This window comes from Ruegeria sp. BE1, from assembly GCF_056538885.1.
The window spans coordinates 20078-34514 of record NZ_JBQFTY010000002.1 but is presented as its reverse complement, the minus strand read 5'-3'; the positions used below and the strand labels follow the sequence as shown (position 1 = coordinate 34514).

15 protein-coding genes and 1 tRNA gene are annotated in these 14437 nt (G+C 60.2%); 5 read left to right on the top strand and 11 right to left on the bottom strand.

Annotation, left to right across the window (positions count from 1 at the left end):
- Window positions 1-24: 24 nt before the first annotated feature.
- Genes ACR0J5_RS06365 through ACR0J5_RS06345 form a run of 5 tightly spaced genes read right to left on the bottom strand, consistent with a single transcriptional unit; the run spans window position 25 to window position 4073 of the window.
- A complete protein-coding gene (locus ACR0J5_RS06365) occupies window positions 25-1197 on the bottom strand; it encodes a molybdopterin molybdotransferase MoeA (RefSeq protein ID WP_480651530.1) in 1173 nt (390 codons plus the stop codon).
- On the bottom strand, window positions 1194-1667 hold the full coding sequence (gene moaC, locus ACR0J5_RS06360) for a cyclic pyranopterin monophosphate synthase MoaC (RefSeq protein WP_480651528.1): 474 nt from the start codon (window positions 1665-1667) through the stop codon (window positions 1194-1196). Before moaC ends, ACR0J5_RS06365 begins: the two co-directional genes overlap by 4 nt.
- The gene (trpC, locus tag ACR0J5_RS06355; protein ID WP_480651526.1) at window positions 1667-2479 is read right to left on the bottom strand and encodes an indole-3-glycerol phosphate synthase TrpC; all 813 of its coding nucleotides are present in this window, start codon (window positions 2477-2479) and stop codon (window positions 1667-1669) included. The genes moaC and trpC overlap by 1 nt, the downstream gene beginning before the upstream one ends.
- Entirely contained in the window at window positions 2476-3495 is a 1020-nt protein-coding gene (trpD, locus tag ACR0J5_RS06350) for an anthranilate phosphoribosyltransferase (RefSeq protein ID WP_480651525.1), read from the bottom strand. The genes trpC and trpD overlap by 4 nt, the downstream gene beginning before the upstream one ends.
- Window positions 3492-4073 carry an anthranilate synthase component II gene (locus ACR0J5_RS06345; protein ID WP_480651523.1) on the bottom strand — a complete coding sequence of 194 codons (582 nt, stop codon included), beginning with the start codon at window positions 4071-4073 and terminating at the stop codon, window positions 3492-3494. The genes trpD and ACR0J5_RS06345 overlap by 4 nt, the downstream gene beginning before the upstream one ends.
- Before the next feature lie 276 nt (window positions 4074-4349).
- Here ACR0J5_RS06345 and ACR0J5_RS06340 point away from each other — a divergent pair, with 276 nt between their 5' ends.
- Window positions 4350-5840 carry a divergent polysaccharide deacetylase family protein gene (locus ACR0J5_RS06340; protein ID WP_480651522.1) on the top strand — a complete coding sequence of 497 codons (1491 nt, stop codon included), beginning with the start codon at window positions 4350-4352 and terminating at the stop codon, window positions 5838-5840.
- Window positions 5841-5887: 47 nt separating this feature from the next.
- Here ACR0J5_RS06340 and trpE read toward each other — a convergent pair whose 3' ends face one another.
- The 5 genes from trpE to fabI form a co-directional block, all read right to left on the bottom strand.
- Window positions 5888-7399, bottom strand: a complete 1512-nt coding sequence (gene trpE / locus ACR0J5_RS06335; protein ID WP_480651520.1) for an anthranilate synthase component I — start codon at window positions 7397-7399, stop codon at window positions 5888-5890.
- Window positions 7400-7411: 12 nt separating this feature from the next.
- Complete coding sequence (locus tag ACR0J5_RS06330; RefSeq protein WP_480651518.1) at window positions 7412-9253, bottom strand: peptidyl-prolyl cis-trans isomerase; 1842 nt, start codon at window positions 9251-9253, stop codon at window positions 7412-7414.
- Between the two features lie 79 nt (window positions 9254-9332).
- On the bottom strand, window positions 9333-10508 hold the full coding sequence (locus ACR0J5_RS06325) for an aminotransferase (protein ID WP_480651516.1): 1176 nt from the start codon (window positions 10506-10508) through the stop codon (window positions 9333-9335).
- Window positions 10509-10530: 22 nt separating this feature from the next.
- Entirely contained in the window at window positions 10531-11040 is a 510-nt protein-coding gene (gpt, locus tag ACR0J5_RS06320; protein WP_480651514.1) for a xanthine phosphoribosyltransferase, read from the bottom strand.
- A 4-nt stretch (window positions 11041-11044) separates the two neighbouring features.
- Window positions 11045-11851, bottom strand: a complete 807-nt coding sequence (fabI, locus tag ACR0J5_RS06315; protein WP_480651513.1) for an enoyl-ACP reductase FabI — start codon at window positions 11849-11851, stop codon at window positions 11045-11047.
- Between the two features lie 134 nt (window positions 11852-11985).
- On the opposite strand from fabI, the gene pdxH reads away from it, so the two are divergent.
- The 4 genes from pdxH (at window position 11986) to ACR0J5_RS06295 (ending at window position 13834) form a co-directional block, all read left to right on the top strand.
- The gene (gene pdxH, locus ACR0J5_RS06310) at window positions 11986-12591 is read left to right on the top strand and encodes a pyridoxamine 5'-phosphate oxidase (protein ID WP_480651510.1); all 606 of its coding nucleotides are present in this window, start codon (window positions 11986-11988) and stop codon (window positions 12589-12591) included.
- Window positions 12592-12733: 142 nt separating this feature from the next.
- Window positions 12734-13240 (top strand): cold-shock protein, encoded by a 507-nt coding sequence (locus ACR0J5_RS06305; protein WP_480652867.1) that lies wholly within the window; start codon window positions 12734-12736, stop codon window positions 13238-13240.
- Window positions 13241-13246: 6 nt separating this feature from the next.
- Window positions 13247-13714: a DUF192 domain-containing protein gene (locus ACR0J5_RS06300; protein ID WP_480651509.1), complete on the top strand. Its 468-nt coding sequence runs from the start codon at window positions 13247-13249 to the stop codon at window positions 13712-13714.
- A gap of 43 nt (window positions 13715-13757) precedes the next feature.
- Window positions 13758-13834: transfer RNA gene (locus ACR0J5_RS06295), tRNA-Pro, on the top strand.
- Between the two features lie 10 nt (window positions 13835-13844).
- Here ACR0J5_RS06295 and ACR0J5_RS06290 read toward each other — a convergent pair.
- Window positions 13845-14279, bottom strand: a complete 435-nt coding sequence (locus tag ACR0J5_RS06290) for a hypothetical protein (RefSeq protein WP_480651507.1) — start codon at window positions 14277-14279, stop codon at window positions 13845-13847.
- Window positions 14280-14437 lie beyond the last annotated feature (158 nt).

Sequence of the window (14437 nt, the reverse complement as noted above, 5' to 3'; positions counted from 1 at the left end):
TGTGTCAACGGATTTGAGCGGTGCCTAGATCGGCAGGTACAAGACCTCATCCCCCGCAGCACGAGCCGGGTCATGCGGTTCGCGCACCAAAAGAGCGTTCGCCTGCGCCAAAACACTGAGCAGTGAGCTGTCCTGATCGGCACATGCGCGGATGCCCGACCCGTCAAGTACCGCCCGCATATAATGCTCGCGTGGACCGTTCTGACCAATCGGTTCAGCCAGTGGGGCACGTTGGAAGGGCGTCAGAACACGGTCTTGCCCCAGCATGCGGCGAACCATCGGAAGCAAGAAGAGATAGCCGCAAACCATTGCGCTCACAGGGTTTCCGGGTAATCCGACCATTGCGGTATCGCCCAGCCGCCCAGCCATCAGCGGTTTGCCGGGACGCATGCGGATTTTGTAGAACGCGCGCTCCATCCCCAGCGCGTCGGCAACATCGGCCACCAGATCATATTCGCCAACCGAAGCCCCGCCGATGGTCACCACCAGATCGGCCCCTTTGGCCAGGCTAAACGCCGTTTCAAGCGAGGCGACCGTGTCGCGTGCAATTGGCAGAATGCGCACATGCGCGCCAGCGTTTTCCAGCAAAGCCTTCAGCCCGAAGGTATTGGACGCGATGATCTGATCCGGCCCCGGCGTTTCGCCCGGCATCACCAGCTCATCCCCGGTTGAGATCAAAACGACCTCGGGTTTGCGCGTGACAGGGACCGAGGCGATGTTCATCGCCGCCATCAATGCCACGTCTTCGGGGCGCAAGCTGCGCGGGGCAGAGATAGATGCACCTGCCTTGAAATCGACACCTGCCGGGCGAATGTTCGATTTGGGACCGGGATCGTCTGTGATTGTCAGAAGATCTCCGCGACGGTCGGTATCTTCTTGAATAACAACAAAGTCCGCACCTTCGGGAACCGGTGCGCCGGTGAAAATCCGCACCGCCTGACCAGCGCCGACCTTGCCCTGAAACCTGCGTCCTGCTGCCGCTTCGCCAATGACCTTGAACATGGCGTGCAGCTCAACTTCGGTCGCCTTGAGCGCATAGCCATCCATGGACGAGGCCGCGAAGGGCGGTTGATCGCGGTTTGCTTTGACCTCTTGCGCCAGAGTGCGCCCGGCTGCGACCGCTATGGGGACTGTTTCGGCCTCAAGCGGCGAAACAAGGTCAAACAGCAGGGCGCGGGCGTCTTCTACCGAAATCATGTCGCCTCATAACGCCCTGATTTACCGCCATCTTTCAGAAGAACGCGAATGCCGCCGATCTCCATGGCTTTGTCGACAGCCTTGGTCATGTCATAGACGGTCAAGGCCGCGGTGGACGCGGCAGTCAGAGCCTCCATCTCAACCCCGGTTTGGCCCGAGGTTTTGACAGTGGCCTCAATCTGAACACCCGGCAGGTCGGGATCCAGGGTCAGTTCAACGGCGACCTTGGTGACCGGCAGCGGGTGGCACAGAGGAATCAGGTCGGGCGTTTTCTTAGCACCCATAATCCCGGCCAGACGAGCAACGCCCAAAACATCACCCTTCTTGGCCCGGCCTTCTGAAATCAAATCAAAGGTTTCCCGCGCCATTTTGATGTGACTCGCAGCCACGGCAACCCGGTCCGTGACCGCCTTGTCCGACACATCGACCATATGCGCCTGACCTTGCGCATCGAAATGAGTGAGCGGCATCACATTCCTCCGGGCATCAGCGGGCTGGCTAACAGCGACCGCGTGGCATGGGCCACGTCATCCTTGCGCATCAGGCTTTCCCCGATCAGGAAGCTGCGCGCGCCGTAACGGGCCATATCGGCAAGATCTTCCGGAGACCCCAGACCGCTTTCACACACGATTGTCCGATCACCGGGCACCAGTTTCGACAAGCGGCGCGTTGTATCAAGAGTGGTCTCGAACGTCTTGAGATTGCGGTTATTTATCCCGATCAGAGGGCTTTTGAGTTGAACAGCCCGTTCCAGCTCTGCCTCGTCATGGACCTCGATCAGAACGTCCATGCCCCAGTCAAACGCAGTTTGCTCAAGCTCAGCCGCTTGGGCATCTTCGACCGAGGCCATGATGATTAGGATGCAATCTGCACCCAAGGCGCGCGCTTCGACCACCTGATAGGGGTCATACATGAAATCCTTGCGCAGCGCGGGCAGAGAGGTCGCGGCGCGGGCGGCGGTCAGATACTCTTTGGCACCTTGGAAACTGGGCGTGTCGGTCAGCACGGACAAACAGGCAGCGCCGCCATCTTCATAGGCTTTGGCCAGAACTGGCGGATCGAAATCCGGGCGGATCAGACCTTTGGACGGGCTGGCCTTTTTGACCTCGGCGATCAGGCCATAGCCTGTGCGGGCGGCTGAATGAAGCGCTTCGGCAAATCCTCGCACCTCGGATGCCGCGAGGGCCTCATTTTCCAGCGTTTCCAAAGACTTATGCGTCTTGTCTGAGGCGACTTCCTCAAGCTTATAAGCTTTGATCTTGTCCAGTACCGTCACGGTCATGCGGCCTCCTGCGTCATTCGGGCCAGTGCGGCGATTTTTTCTTTGGCTTTGCCGCTATCGATGCTTTCGACGGCTTGTGCTACGCCGTCTTTCAGGTCCGAGGCCGCATCGGCCACCACCAGCGCTGCCGCCGCGTTCAGCAGAACCGCATCGCGATAGGCTGACGGCGTGCCATCCAGCAGCGCGCGGAAGGCGACGGCATTCTCTTCGGGCGTCCCGCCAAGGATGTCTTCGAACGGATGCACGGGCAGGCCCGCGTCTTCTGGATGCAATTCGACATCCTTGACACGGCCATCCTCCCAGGCGGCGACCCAGCTTACGCCGGTGATCGTCAACTCATCGGTTCCGTCCGAGCCATGGACCAGCCACGCGTGTTCGGCCCCCAGTACCCCAAGGGTTTCGGCCATGGGGCGGATCAATTCGCGACTGAACGCGCCGGTCAGCTGACGTTTGACACCGGCGGGGTTGGTCAGAGGCCCAAGGATGTTGAAAATCGTCCGCGTCCCAAGCTCTTGCCGCGAGGGCATGACATGGGCAATCGCCGGATGGTGCATCGGGGCCATCATGAAACCGATACCGACCTCTTTCAGCGCATTTTCAACCACTTCCGGGCCGACCATCACGTTGATTCCCAGCTGACCCAACGCATCAGCAGCGCCGGATTTTGAGCTGAGATTGCGGTTGCCATGCTTAGCCACGGTCACACCGGCGCCTGCGACGACAAAGGCCGTCGCGGTTGAGATGTTGAGCGTTCCTTTACCGTCGCCCCCGGTGCCCACAATGTCGATGGCCCCGGCGGGTGCGGCCACGGCGTTGCACTTGGCACGCATCACGCCAGCTGCGGCGGCATATTCATCAACTGTTTCGCCACGGGTCCGCATCGCCATCAGCAAGCCGCCGATCTGGCTGGGCGTGGCAGCGCCATCAAACAGGATGCCAAAGGCTTGCTCGGCCTCGGCGCGGGTCAGGGGCCGTTCGGCGGCGGCTCCGATCAGCGGTTTCAGAGCGTCGCTCATGCGGGTACTTTCATCTCGGACAGGAAATTCTTGAGCAGGGCGTGGCCATGCTCGGACGCGATGGATTCGGGGTGGAACTGAACGCCGTGGATGGGCAGCTCTTTGTGCTGCAGGCCCATGATGGTGCCGTCTTCCAGATGCGCAGTCACCTCAAGGCAATCAGGCAGGGTGTTCGGGTCAACCACCAGCGAATGATAGCGCGTCGCCTCGAACGGCGAAGGCAGACCGGCGAACACGCCCTTGCCGGTGTGGTGCATGGTGCCCATTTTGCCATGCACGATCTCATGACAACGAATGACGTCGCCGCCGAACGCCTGGCCAATGGTCTGATGACCCAGACATACACCCATCAAAGGCGTTTTGGTCTCGGCGGCGGCTTCGGTCAGAGCCAGGCAAATTCCAGCCTGATCCGGGTCGCAGGGACCGGGGCTGAGAAGGATACCGGCGGGGTTCATGGCCATGGCTTCCTGGACGTCTAAGGCATCATTTCGCCGAATGACCATTTCGGCGCCAAGTTCGCCTAAATAATGTACCAGATTGTAGGTAAACGAGTCGTAGTTGTCGATCAGCAGCAGCATTTGGGCACTTGTCTCGGCTTGGGCATTTCGGACTGGCGATGCAGCCCCGGGCCACGGTATAATGTCGGGACATACATGCTCAGGCTTGCGCAGCAGCGTCAAGGGGACATCCCGATCTTGGCGCTGCGGTAAGTAAATGCCGCAGCAGACGGCGAACATGCGATCGAAGCAGGACCAGGACGAGAGGCAATTGGAATGGGCGGATTTGTCGGTGGAATGATCGTGGGAGCGATCGTTGTTCTTGCAATGGGGGCCGTACTGTCCCTGAGGGCACCGTTGACGCGTGAACCAGAGGTCGCGCTGTCGGCCCCGGAACCCGAACCGGCTGAGATAGCCGAAACAAAGGCCAATGCGCCCGAGACCGGGGGTGATGCGGACGTGGTGGATCTGGCGCCCACCACACCTGATTCCCCGATTGAGCGTACCGATACCCTGGCAGAACTGTCGGATGTTGAGCTGGAACCTGAGGCGCGCCCCGAAGTTGCGCAGCCTGTCGCCCAGGGTGAAGACCCAAGCGCGGCCGTGTCAGCGCCGGTGACCGTATCAACCGAGGCACCGGTTGCACCGCAGGCCCCGACGGTGACTCAGGCCGCGCCCGACTCGGGATCTGCCCCAGAAGTGTCGTTGGTGGTTCCGGAACCTCAGCCCGCGCCGCTTGAGACCGTTGAGCCCCAGCCTGAAGTGTTGACGACGGAACCGGAATTGACCGAAACCGCCCCACAGTCTGAACCAGAAACCGTTGAAGATACGCAGCCTGAAACCGTTGAAGAGCCGCAGCCTGAACCTGAAGTCGCGGCTGTTACTCCCGAACCCGAAGTGAGCACAGAACCCGAAGGGAACACGGAACCCGAAGTGGCCGAGACCCCTGCGCCCGAGCCACAGGCCGATCCGGTTGCTGACAGCCCGATTGCAGTCGAAGGCGATGAAGACACGGCGCCGCGCAATCTGCCGCGGATCGCTTCGGTTCCTCAGATTGGGGGGGTGGACAGCACAGGCGGAGCACCGACGATTGGCAAACGCGTTGTTCCGCTGACCGAACGCTCGGGCAGTGATGAGCCAACCAGCGATGCCGATGCGGCCCCGATTGTGCCCGGAAAACCGATCGAGGCTTATGCCGCCGATTTTGACAACCCAGACTCCAAGCCGCTGATGTCCATCATCCTGATCGATGATGAGGGCGCGTATGGGGCCGAGGCCCTGCGCGATTTCCCCTATGCGCTCAGCTTTGCGGTCAGTCCCTCAGACCCGGAAGCCGCTGAAAAAATGGCACGCCATCGCGAGGCTGGGTTTGAAGTTTTGGCGCTGGCCGATCTGCCCGAGGCGGCCAGTGCGCAGGACGCCGAGGTTTCTCTGGCCGTCTGGTTCGATACGCTGCCGGAAACCGTGGGCATTCTCGAAGGGGTTGAGTCGGGCATTCAGGGCAATAGAAAACTGGCCGACCAAGTGGCTGCGATTGCCGCCGGCACGGGCCGGGGGCTGATCACGCAGGATAACGGGTTGAACACCGTGCAAAAGCTGGCGGCGCGCAATGGTGTGCCGTCAGGCGTGATTTTCCGCGATATCGACAGCGCCCGTCAGGACCCCAAGATCATGCGGCGCTTTCTGGATCAGGCGGCGTTCCGTGCCGGGCAAGAGGGCAGCGTTGTGATGCTGGGTCGCTTGCGGCCCGACACGATCTCGGCCCTGTTGTTGTGGGGGCTGGAAGATCGCGGAAACCGCGTGGCGATGGCCCCGATTTCCGCCGTGATGATGCAAGAGGTTCAGTAAGCGCCGAACTGAACAAAGCGGCTGACCCAGGCGGTCAGCCGTTTTCTTTAGCTGTTGCGTGATCCGGTGAACCGCGCCGCATCCGCCGCGGCCCGACGGATCGCGTTCGATTTGTGAACGGTCTCCATATATTCCGCCTCGGGGTCGCTGTCATAAACGACCCCACCACCGGCCTGAATATAAAGCTTGTGATCCTTCACGATGGCCGTGCGCAGGGCGATACACATATCCATATCGCCACCGGCGCTGAAGTAACCAACACCGCCGCCATAAACGCCGCGTTTTTCCGGCTCCAGTTCGTCTATGATCTCCATCGCGCGTACTTTGGGCGCACCAGATACGGTACCAGCGGGCATCCCGGCAAAGAACGCGTCCAGCGCGTCTTTGTCTTCGGCAAGTTCTCCGACCACGTTGGACACGATGTGCATGACGTGGCTGTAGCGTTCGATGATGAACTCTTCGGTCGGGCGCACGGTGCCGATCTTGGCCACGCGCCCGGTGTCGTTGCGCCCCAGATCCAGCAGCATCAGATGTTCGGCCAGTTCTTTCTTGTCGGCCAGCAGATCAACCTCGTTGGCTTTGTCTTCTTCGGGCGTCGCGCCACGGGGGCGGGTGCCTGCGATGGGGCGGATCGTCACCTCATTGCCGAAGACGCGGACCAGAATCTCGGGGCTGGCGCCCACGACCTGAAAGCCGCCAAAGTTGAAATAGAACATGAAAGGCGACGGGTTTGTGCGCCGCAGCGAGCGATAAAGCGCAAAGGGGGGCTGCGGGAAATCCTGCGTCCAGCGCTGCGCCGGAACCACCTGAAAGATGTCGCCCGCGCGGATGTATTCCTTGGCTTTTTCAACCGCTTCCATGTAGCCGGACTTGGTAAAGTTCGACACGGGCGGACCCGCTTCGGACGCATCGCCCAGATCGCGGGTTTCCGCAGGCATGGCGCGTTCCAGATCGCGCACGGCGTCCATCACACGCTCGGCCGCTTGCGCATAGGCCGCTTTGGCCGATTGCCCCTCGGCCACCCAGGCGGGTGAGACCACGGTGACCTCGCCTTTGACGCCGTCCAGAACGGCAATCACCGACGGGCGCAGCATGATCGCATCGGGCAGGCCCAGCGGATCGGGGTTCACATCGGGCAGGTATTCGACCAGCCGCACCATGTCATAGCCCAGATAGCCAAACAGGCCCGCCGCCGCCTGCGGCAGGTCATCGGGCAGGTCAATCCTGCTTTCGGCCAGCAGCGCGCGCAGGTTGTCCATCGGGTTGCCATCCTGCGGCGCAAAGCCTTCGGGATCAAACCGGGCCTGCCGGTTTAACTCGGACGTCTCGCCCCGGCAGCGCCAGACCAGATCGGGCTTCATGCCGATGATCGAATAGCGCCCGCGGATTTCACCGCCGGTCACTGATTCCAGCATGAACGCGTCTTTTTGCGCGCCCGTCAGCTTGAGCATCAGGGATACGGGCGTATCCAGATCCGCAGCCAGACGGGTATAGACGACCTGATTTTCGCCGGCCTCATAGGCGCGGGCGAAACTGTCAAACTCGGGGGTCAGGGCCATTCTGGGTCTCTTTTAATAGCTCGACTGCACGGCGTTCAGCGCGCGTTGATCCACGATGGGGCGGGCGCGTTCCTGTGCATCGCGCACGAAGGCGTCGAAGATGTTCTGGGCCAGCGCCTGATTCAGCTGCGCGCCAAGAGCGGTCTGGGCCTGACGCAGCTCATCCGTTTCGGCGGGCGGCAGGGTTTCATCCAGCCGGACGATAAAGGCGGCACCGGTTGCGGGGATCACGCGCAGCTCACCGGGGTCCATCTCAAAGACCTGAACCATGAAATCGGCGGGCACATCGTCCAGAAACGCGGTGCGGGTCAGGGCATTTTCGACCCGGAAGGGCAGTTCGGTCGCGGTGAAGTCACCATCGGCTTTCAGCCCCTCCATCACCGTTGCCGCCTGCGCGGCCAGCGCCTTGTTCGTTTCTGCCAGCGTCCAAGCGGCGGCAACCCGGTCACGGGCGCTGTCCAGCGGTTCGGGGCGGCGGGGCAGCACTTCGTTCAGGCGCAGGGCAAAGATCGAGCCGTCTTCCAGAAATGCGATCTCGGGGAAATCGCCTTCGTTCACCGCTGCGGCGGCCGAGCGGAAACCGTCATAGGCTGCAACGCCGTCATCGCTCTGCTGGCTCCAGTCGATCTGTCCCAATTCCATCTCGGTCTCGGATGCCACCTCTTCCAGCGTAGCGCCACCGGCCAACATGTCGTTGAAGTCTTCGGCCTGCGCCTCAATCTGGCGGCGGGCGCGGTCTGCGGCCAGTTCCTCGCGCAGGGCGGGCGCAGCATCTTCGAACGGAGTGTTGTTTTCGGCCAGCGACCCATTGATGCGGAACAGTGCCGGGCCAAAGGTCGAGGGCAGCGGGCCCACAACAGTGTCCAGATCGGCGGCAAAGACGGCATCGGCGGCTTCACCCAGATCATCGCGGGTCACGTCGCCCAAATCGATATCGCTCAGCTCCAGCTGACGGTCGCGCACCAGTTGTTCAAAAGTGGTTCCGCCGACCTCAAGCTGGGCCTTGGCGCTTTGCGCGTCTTCCTCAGAGGGATAGGTCAGGCGTTCGACCAACCGGCGTTCGGGCTGGTAGAATTCCGAGGCGCGGTCGTCATACAGGCGGCGCACCGAATCCTCATCAACGTCGATGCTATCCAACAGCATGTCAGGCGACAGGATCGCATAGGTCAGCTGCTTGGTGCGGGGCAGGGTGAACTGATCCTGATTGTCATCGTAATAGGTCTGGATCTGTTCATCGGTGGGTGCGGAAATCGCGGCCTCCAACGCCTCAGGGCCCACGGTCGCAACGGTAAAGCTGCGGCGGGCACCAACGTAATCGGTCATGACCTCGGTCAGGACCGAGGGCATCTCAACCCCGCTGACAATGGCGTTTTGCACCAGCGTACGGGCGGATTCCTTGCGCAGGTCCGATTCGAACTCGGAATCCGTCATGCCGACCTGATCCAGCTGAAACTGATAGGCCTCGCGGTCAAACTCACCATTCACGCCTTGAAAGGCCGGAATGGCGAGGATTTCGCGTTGCAGGTTCTCATCGCCGATCGACAGGCCCAGTTCACCGACTTCGTTGTCCAGCGCGGCCAGCGCGGTCAGACGGGACAGGGCCAGACGGTCCAGTCCGAACTCATGCGCCTGCGACATTTGCAGGGGCTGACCGGTTTGGCTTTCGACCGCGCGGATTTCGCGCTGCAGTTCGCGCACATATTCATTGACCGAAATGTCTTCGTTGCCGACCTGCGCGACGGTGCGCACGGTGCCGGTCAGGCTGGTTGCGCCAAAGCCCGCAAGGCCCAGCATCAGCAGGCCCATGAGGATCCAGACAAATGTCTTCGATAGGTTTTTCATGCCTGCGGCCATGGTGCCCTCTTGTTCTGTGGCAAAGGTCTGCCCTGTCGGTTGCCGCCTTGAATACGACGGGCACCGCCGGGGGGCAAGATCATAAGGTCAGGGCCAGAAGCCGGTCGAACAATTCCGTTATTCCGGTCCGGTCGAGATTGGCAAAGGCCACGCGCACCTGCCGTTTTCCGGCAGGATCGTCCTGCGGCATGAACATGGTGCCGGGCAGCAAGAGAATCCCTGCCTCAGTTACCAGACGTCGGGCCAGTTCGTCGGACGGAATGTCGAAGGGGTGTTCAAGATAGGCGAAATAGGCCCCAAGCCCCAATAAGCGCCAGCCTTTATCTGCCAGCCGGGGCATTTGTTCCTCAATCGCGGCGCGGCGGTCCAGGATTTCGGCCCGCTCGCCGGCAACCCACTGCGACAGGTTTTGCATGCCCCAAAGGGCCGCAAATTGCCCCATCTGACCGGGACAAATCGCGACCGTATCCAGAAATTTCTCGATCTCGGCCAGCAATGCGGGGTCTGTTGCAATGGCCCCCACACGGTGACCGGTCAGCCGGTAGGCTTTCGAGAAGGAATACAGATGTACCAGCGTCTGGTCCCACTCGGGCTGGCTGAACAGCGCGTGGGGCGGGCCGCTGCGGCTGTCGAAATCGCGGTAGGTTTCATCGACCAACAGTCGGATGCCGGTTTCGCGGGCCAGATCATAGAAGGCGCGCACCAGATCGGCAGGGTATTCCACACCGCCCGGATTGTTCGGCGTTACCAGTGAGATTGCGCGGGTTTTGTCTGTGATCAGGGCGCGGGCATCTTCGGGATCGGGAAGCAGATTATCGTCAGTGTTCAACGCCACGGCGCCCACGCCTGCCATATCCAGCCACATTTTATGGTTGAAATACCATGGGGTTGGCAGGATGATCTCATCCCCTTCATCGGTGAGGGCCGAGATTGCGGCGGCAAACGCCTGGTTGCAGCCCGAGGTGATCGCAACCTGCTCGGCGGTCACGTCGGCTGAGTAATGATGGCTGATCTGAGAGGCCAGCTCGGCCCTGAGGTCCGGATTCCCAAGAACCGGCCCGTAGAGATGGGCGCTGTCTTCGCTGACCGCGAATTCTGCCATGGCCTGACGCAAGGCCAGCGGCGGCGGGTCCACCGGGGCCGCCTGACTGACATTGATCAGGGGACGGTCTTTTGGAAACACCACACCGTCCAGCCAGCGCCGCGCCTCCATCACCGGAGGGGAAAAGGTGGCGGCGGTGCGTGTCCGGTTCATTGGGTGGTCCAAATATATGGGATCAGTCGGTACCGCGATAGGGTTCGACATATTGCAGGGCCATATCCCACGGGAAGAAAATCCACGTGTCCTGGCTGACCTCGGTGATGAACGTGTCGACCATCGGGCGGCCTTTGGGTTTGGCATAGACAGTGGCGAAATGCGCCTTGGGGTACATGGCGCGTACCAGTTCCAGCGTTTTGCCGCTGTCGACCAGATCATCGACGATCAGAATGCCCTCACCATCGCCCATCAACTCGGCATCGGGGGCCTTAAGCACTTCGGCCTCGCCCTGTGCCTGATGGTGGTAGGAGCGCACGCTGATCGTGTCGACGGTGCGGATGTCCAGCTCGCGGCTGACGATCATCGCGGGGGCCATGCCGCCGCGTGTGATCGCGACAACGGCGCGCCATGCGCCGTCATCCGGGCCCTGTCCGTCCAGCCGCCACGCCAACGCGCGCGAGTCGCGGTGAATCTGGTCCCAGCTGATGTGAAAGCCCTTTTCGTGGGGCAGACGGTCCTTGGCGCTCATGTTCTTAACCTTTTTCAACGTCCGGTGCATCGACAGCCTTCATGCCGACGATGTGATAGCCCGAATCCACGTGCAGATTCTCTCCGGTCACGCCGCTGCTGAGGTCGGACAGCAGATAAAGTGCCGACTTGCCTACGTCATCAATGGTCACGTTGCGGCGCAGGGGCGAGTTATACTCGTTCCACTTCATGATATAGCGGAAATCGCCAATCCCGCTGGCGGCCAGCGTCTTGATCGGACCGGCCGAGATCGAGTTCACGCGGATGCCGTCCTTGCCGAGGTCTTCAGCCAGATATTTGACCGATGCCTCAAGTGCTGCTTTGGCAACGCCCATCACATTATAATGCGGCATCACCTGTTCGGCGCCGTAATAGGTCAGGGTGATGGCGCTGCCGCCTTCGCCCATCATCTTTTCGGCGCGCTGCATCACGGCGGTGAAGGAATAAACCGACACATCCATGGTCAGCTTGAAATTCGCCCGGCTGGTGTCGACATAGCGACCGCGCAGTTCGTTCTTGTCGGAAAAGCCGATGGCATGAACAACAAAGTCCAATTTGCCCCATTTTTCCTCAAGCGAGGTGAACAGCGCATCAATCGACGCCTCATCGCTTACGTCACAGGGCAGGACGATTTCGCTGCCCAATTGGGCCGCCAGCGGATCGACCCGTTTTTTCAGGGCATCGCCCTGATAGGAAAAGGCCAGCTCGGCCCCGGCATCAGAAAGCGCGCGGGCAATGCCCCATGCGATCGATTTATCATTGGCCAGTCCCATGATGAGGCCGCGCTTGCCGGCCATCAACTGATTTGACATGTTCGGTTCTCCGCCTGTCTTCGCGTCATGTTGAGTTGGTTTATGCCATTGGTTGCGCTGCTTCAAGGCCGTGGACTCTTGCTCGCAGCGGGTTCTCGCCTTAGATTAACATTAAATGTTTCCGGGGGATGGAAATGACCGAGCGTGGTGGCATTTTCGCTGGCTCCGATCCGTTTGAAATAGCGGGGCGGTGGTTGAGTGAGGCCGAAGACAGCGAGCCCAATGATCCGAACGCCATAGCGCTGGCGACGGTGGATTCGGATGGCATGCCCAATGTCCGCATGGTGTTGTTGAAAGAGATCGAGCCCGATGCGTTCGTCTTTTACACCAATTACACCAGTGCCAAGGCGGCCGAGCTCGACTCGGCGGGGAAAGCCGCTTTTGTGATTCATTGGAAATCGTTGCGGCGTCAAATCCGAGTTCGTGGTACAATAACCCGGGAAAGCGGGCCGAAAGCTGACGAATATTATGCGTCCCGTTCTTTAAAGAGCCGTCTTGGGGCCTGGGCGTCGAAGCAGTCGCAGCCCCTCAGTAGCCGGTCGGCGTTGATGGCAGAGGTTGCGAAAGTGACAGCGAAACTGGGACCCAATCCTGAGCGGCCACCTTTTTGGGGAGGGTACAGGCTGGAGCCCACCGAGATCGAATTCTGGGCCGATGGGGCGTTCAGGCTACATGACAGGTTCCAATGGCGGCGTGAACAGGTGGACTCGGGTTGGCAAGTGCAGAGGCTGAATCCATGACATTCACGTATCGTGAAATGCAACACGCAGGAATCAAACAGTTTTTTCAGCTTGAATTTGCGCGCCATTCCCATACACATCGCACCCTTAACGAAGTCTTAAATTTCATGATGGGAAGACAGTGCCGGAAGATCTGAACAACATGTACCGCGTCAGTGGACACGTGAAATGGTTCGACCCTGCCAAGGGGTACGGATTCGTTGTGTCTGACGAAGGCGGCCCGGATATTCTGTTGCATGTGAACGTGTTGCGCAATTTCGGCCAAAGCTCTGTTGCCGATGGCGCGGGCATTGAGATCATGACCCATCGCACAGATCGCGGTGTGCAGGCTGTTGAGGTGATCAGTGTCGATCCCCCGGCCCGAACCGACTCGATGATGCTGGCCGATTTCGCCGAGCTGGACCCGGTGGTCATCGCCGAAGCCCCGTTGGAGGCAGCGCGGGTGAAATGGTTCGACAAGGGCAAAGGATTCGGATTCGCGAATGTATTTGGTCGGGGCGAGGATGTGTTTCTGCACATTGAGGTTCTGCGCCGGTCTGGTCTGGCCGATCTGCAACCGGGTGAGGCGCTGGCGATGCGTGTCATTGACGGTAAACGTGGACGTATGGCGGCGCAGGTCCTTGCCTGGGAAGCCGCATTGGATGACTGATCCAAAATGACCAGGTTTGTTGCGGTTCTCACAGTCTTGACGGCGCTTTGGGCCGCACATGTACAGGCGGCTTGCCGCGAAGATCGGGTTGGGGTGCGCAATGACACGACTCAGATCTCATTCAACATTGAATTGGCCATAAGCCCGCAGGAACGGTCGCGCGGGCTGATGTTTCGCGAATCCATGCCACAGCGGTCTGGCATGCTGTTTGTGTTCGACCCACCGCAGCGCGTTGCCTTTTGGATGAAGAACACGCTGATCCCGTTGGACATCATTTTTCTGGACCGCACCGGGACTGTGACTCGTGTGCATGAAAACGCGATACCGCATGATGAAACGCTGATTGAAGGCGGCGATTCGGTTTTTGCGGTGCTGGAAATCAACGCGGGTTTGGCGGCGCGCTACCTGATCACGCGGGGCACGCAAATGCAGCACGAAGTTTTTTCGCAAGGCCCCGCAATTTGGCCCTGTTAGGGCTTTTCAAATCAGATCGGCATCGTTAGGAAGGCGCACGGTCCGGGGCGTGGCGCAGTCTGGTAGCGCACCTGTTTTGGGTACAGGGGGTCGTAGGTTCGAATCCTGCCGCCCCGACCACTTCTTTCCTTTATCTAGGCGATCCACCCATAGCTTGAAAAAGCGCGCTGATCGCCTGATCCACTGCCGTGCTTTCCACCGGAACCTGTACTGAACTGCCATTCCTCTGCGGGACATTAAAGAACAACTCGGCATCCACTTGGTAGCCCGAGCTGTTTTTGACCGTGGTCATCCGTGTGATGCTCTGGGGCAGGTCTTGCGGATAGCCATCATAGTTGAGAATCAGAAACGCGGTGGTTTCGGGGGGGAGAAGCTCTGTGCATTCGAACACCCGATTCCCGGCTTTTCGGAATTCTTCGCCGGGTCCGCTGCATTGTGTTTCAAACGCGTTCAGCAAACGGTCAGGAAACGTATCGAACTGTGCACTGCGCGTGGGCGGTGGGACATCCTGTGGTGTGCAGGCCACGATCAGAGCCATCACTGGAAGAAAACGAAACCCAGACATTCAGACCGATCCTTTTACTCAAGCGTTACGCGTGCCTGATAGCGGCAGAGAGCCGTTTGGCCGCCGCGCTGATTCTGAACAAGCCTACCCATCATATGTCGGGTTTATCAAATGGCGGTAACTGTGCTGCAAAACACAGTTAATTGAGATGGGCGCCG

Coding starts and splice junctions, on each gene's coding strand:
- ACR0J5_RS06365 (WP_480651530.1), bottom strand. CDS start 1,197: ATGATTTCGGTAGAAGACGCCCGCGCCCTGCTGTTTGACCTTGTTTCG.
- moaC (WP_480651528.1), bottom strand. CDS start 1,667: ATGCCGCTCACTCATTTCGATGCGCAAGGTCAGGCGCATATGGTCGAT.
- trpC (WP_480651526.1), bottom strand. CDS start 2,479: ATGACCGTGACGGTACTGGACAAGATCAAAGCTTATAAGCTTGAGGAA.
- trpD (WP_480651525.1), bottom strand. CDS start 3,495: ATGAGCGACGCTCTGAAACCGCTGATCGGAGCCGCCGCCGAACGGCCC.
- ACR0J5_RS06345 (WP_480651523.1), bottom strand. CDS start 4,073: ATGCTGCTGCTGATCGACAACTACGACTCGTTTACCTACAATCTGGTA.
- trpE (WP_480651520.1), bottom strand. CDS start 7,399: ATGGCCCTGACCCCCGAGTTTGACAGTTTCGCCCGCGCCTATGAGGCC.
- ACR0J5_RS06330 (WP_480651518.1), bottom strand. CDS start 9,253: ATGGCCGCAGGCATGAAAAACCTATCGAAGACATTTGTCTGGATCCTC.
- ACR0J5_RS06325 (WP_480651516.1), bottom strand. CDS start 10,508: ATGAACCGGACACGCACCGCCGCCACCTTTTCCCCTCCGGTGATGGAG.
- gpt (WP_480651514.1), bottom strand. CDS start 11,040: ATGAGCGCCAAGGACCGTCTGCCCCACGAAAAGGGCTTTCACATCAGC.
- fabI (WP_480651513.1), bottom strand. CDS start 11,851: ATGTCAAATCAGTTGATGGCCGGCAAGCGCGGCCTCATCATGGGACTG.
- pdxH (WP_480651510.1), top strand. CDS start 11,986: ATGACCGAGCGTGGTGGCATTTTCGCTGGCTCCGATCCGTTTGAAATA.
- ACR0J5_RS06305 (WP_480652867.1), top strand. CDS start 12,734: ATGTACCGCGTCAGTGGACACGTGAAATGGTTCGACCCTGCCAAGGGG.
- ACR0J5_RS06300 (WP_480651509.1), top strand. CDS start 13,247: ATGACCAGGTTTGTTGCGGTTCTCACAGTCTTGACGGCGCTTTGGGCC.
- ACR0J5_RS06290 (WP_480651507.1), bottom strand. CDS start 14,279: ATGTCTGGGTTTCGTTTTCTTCCAGTGATGGCTCTGATCGTGGCCTGC.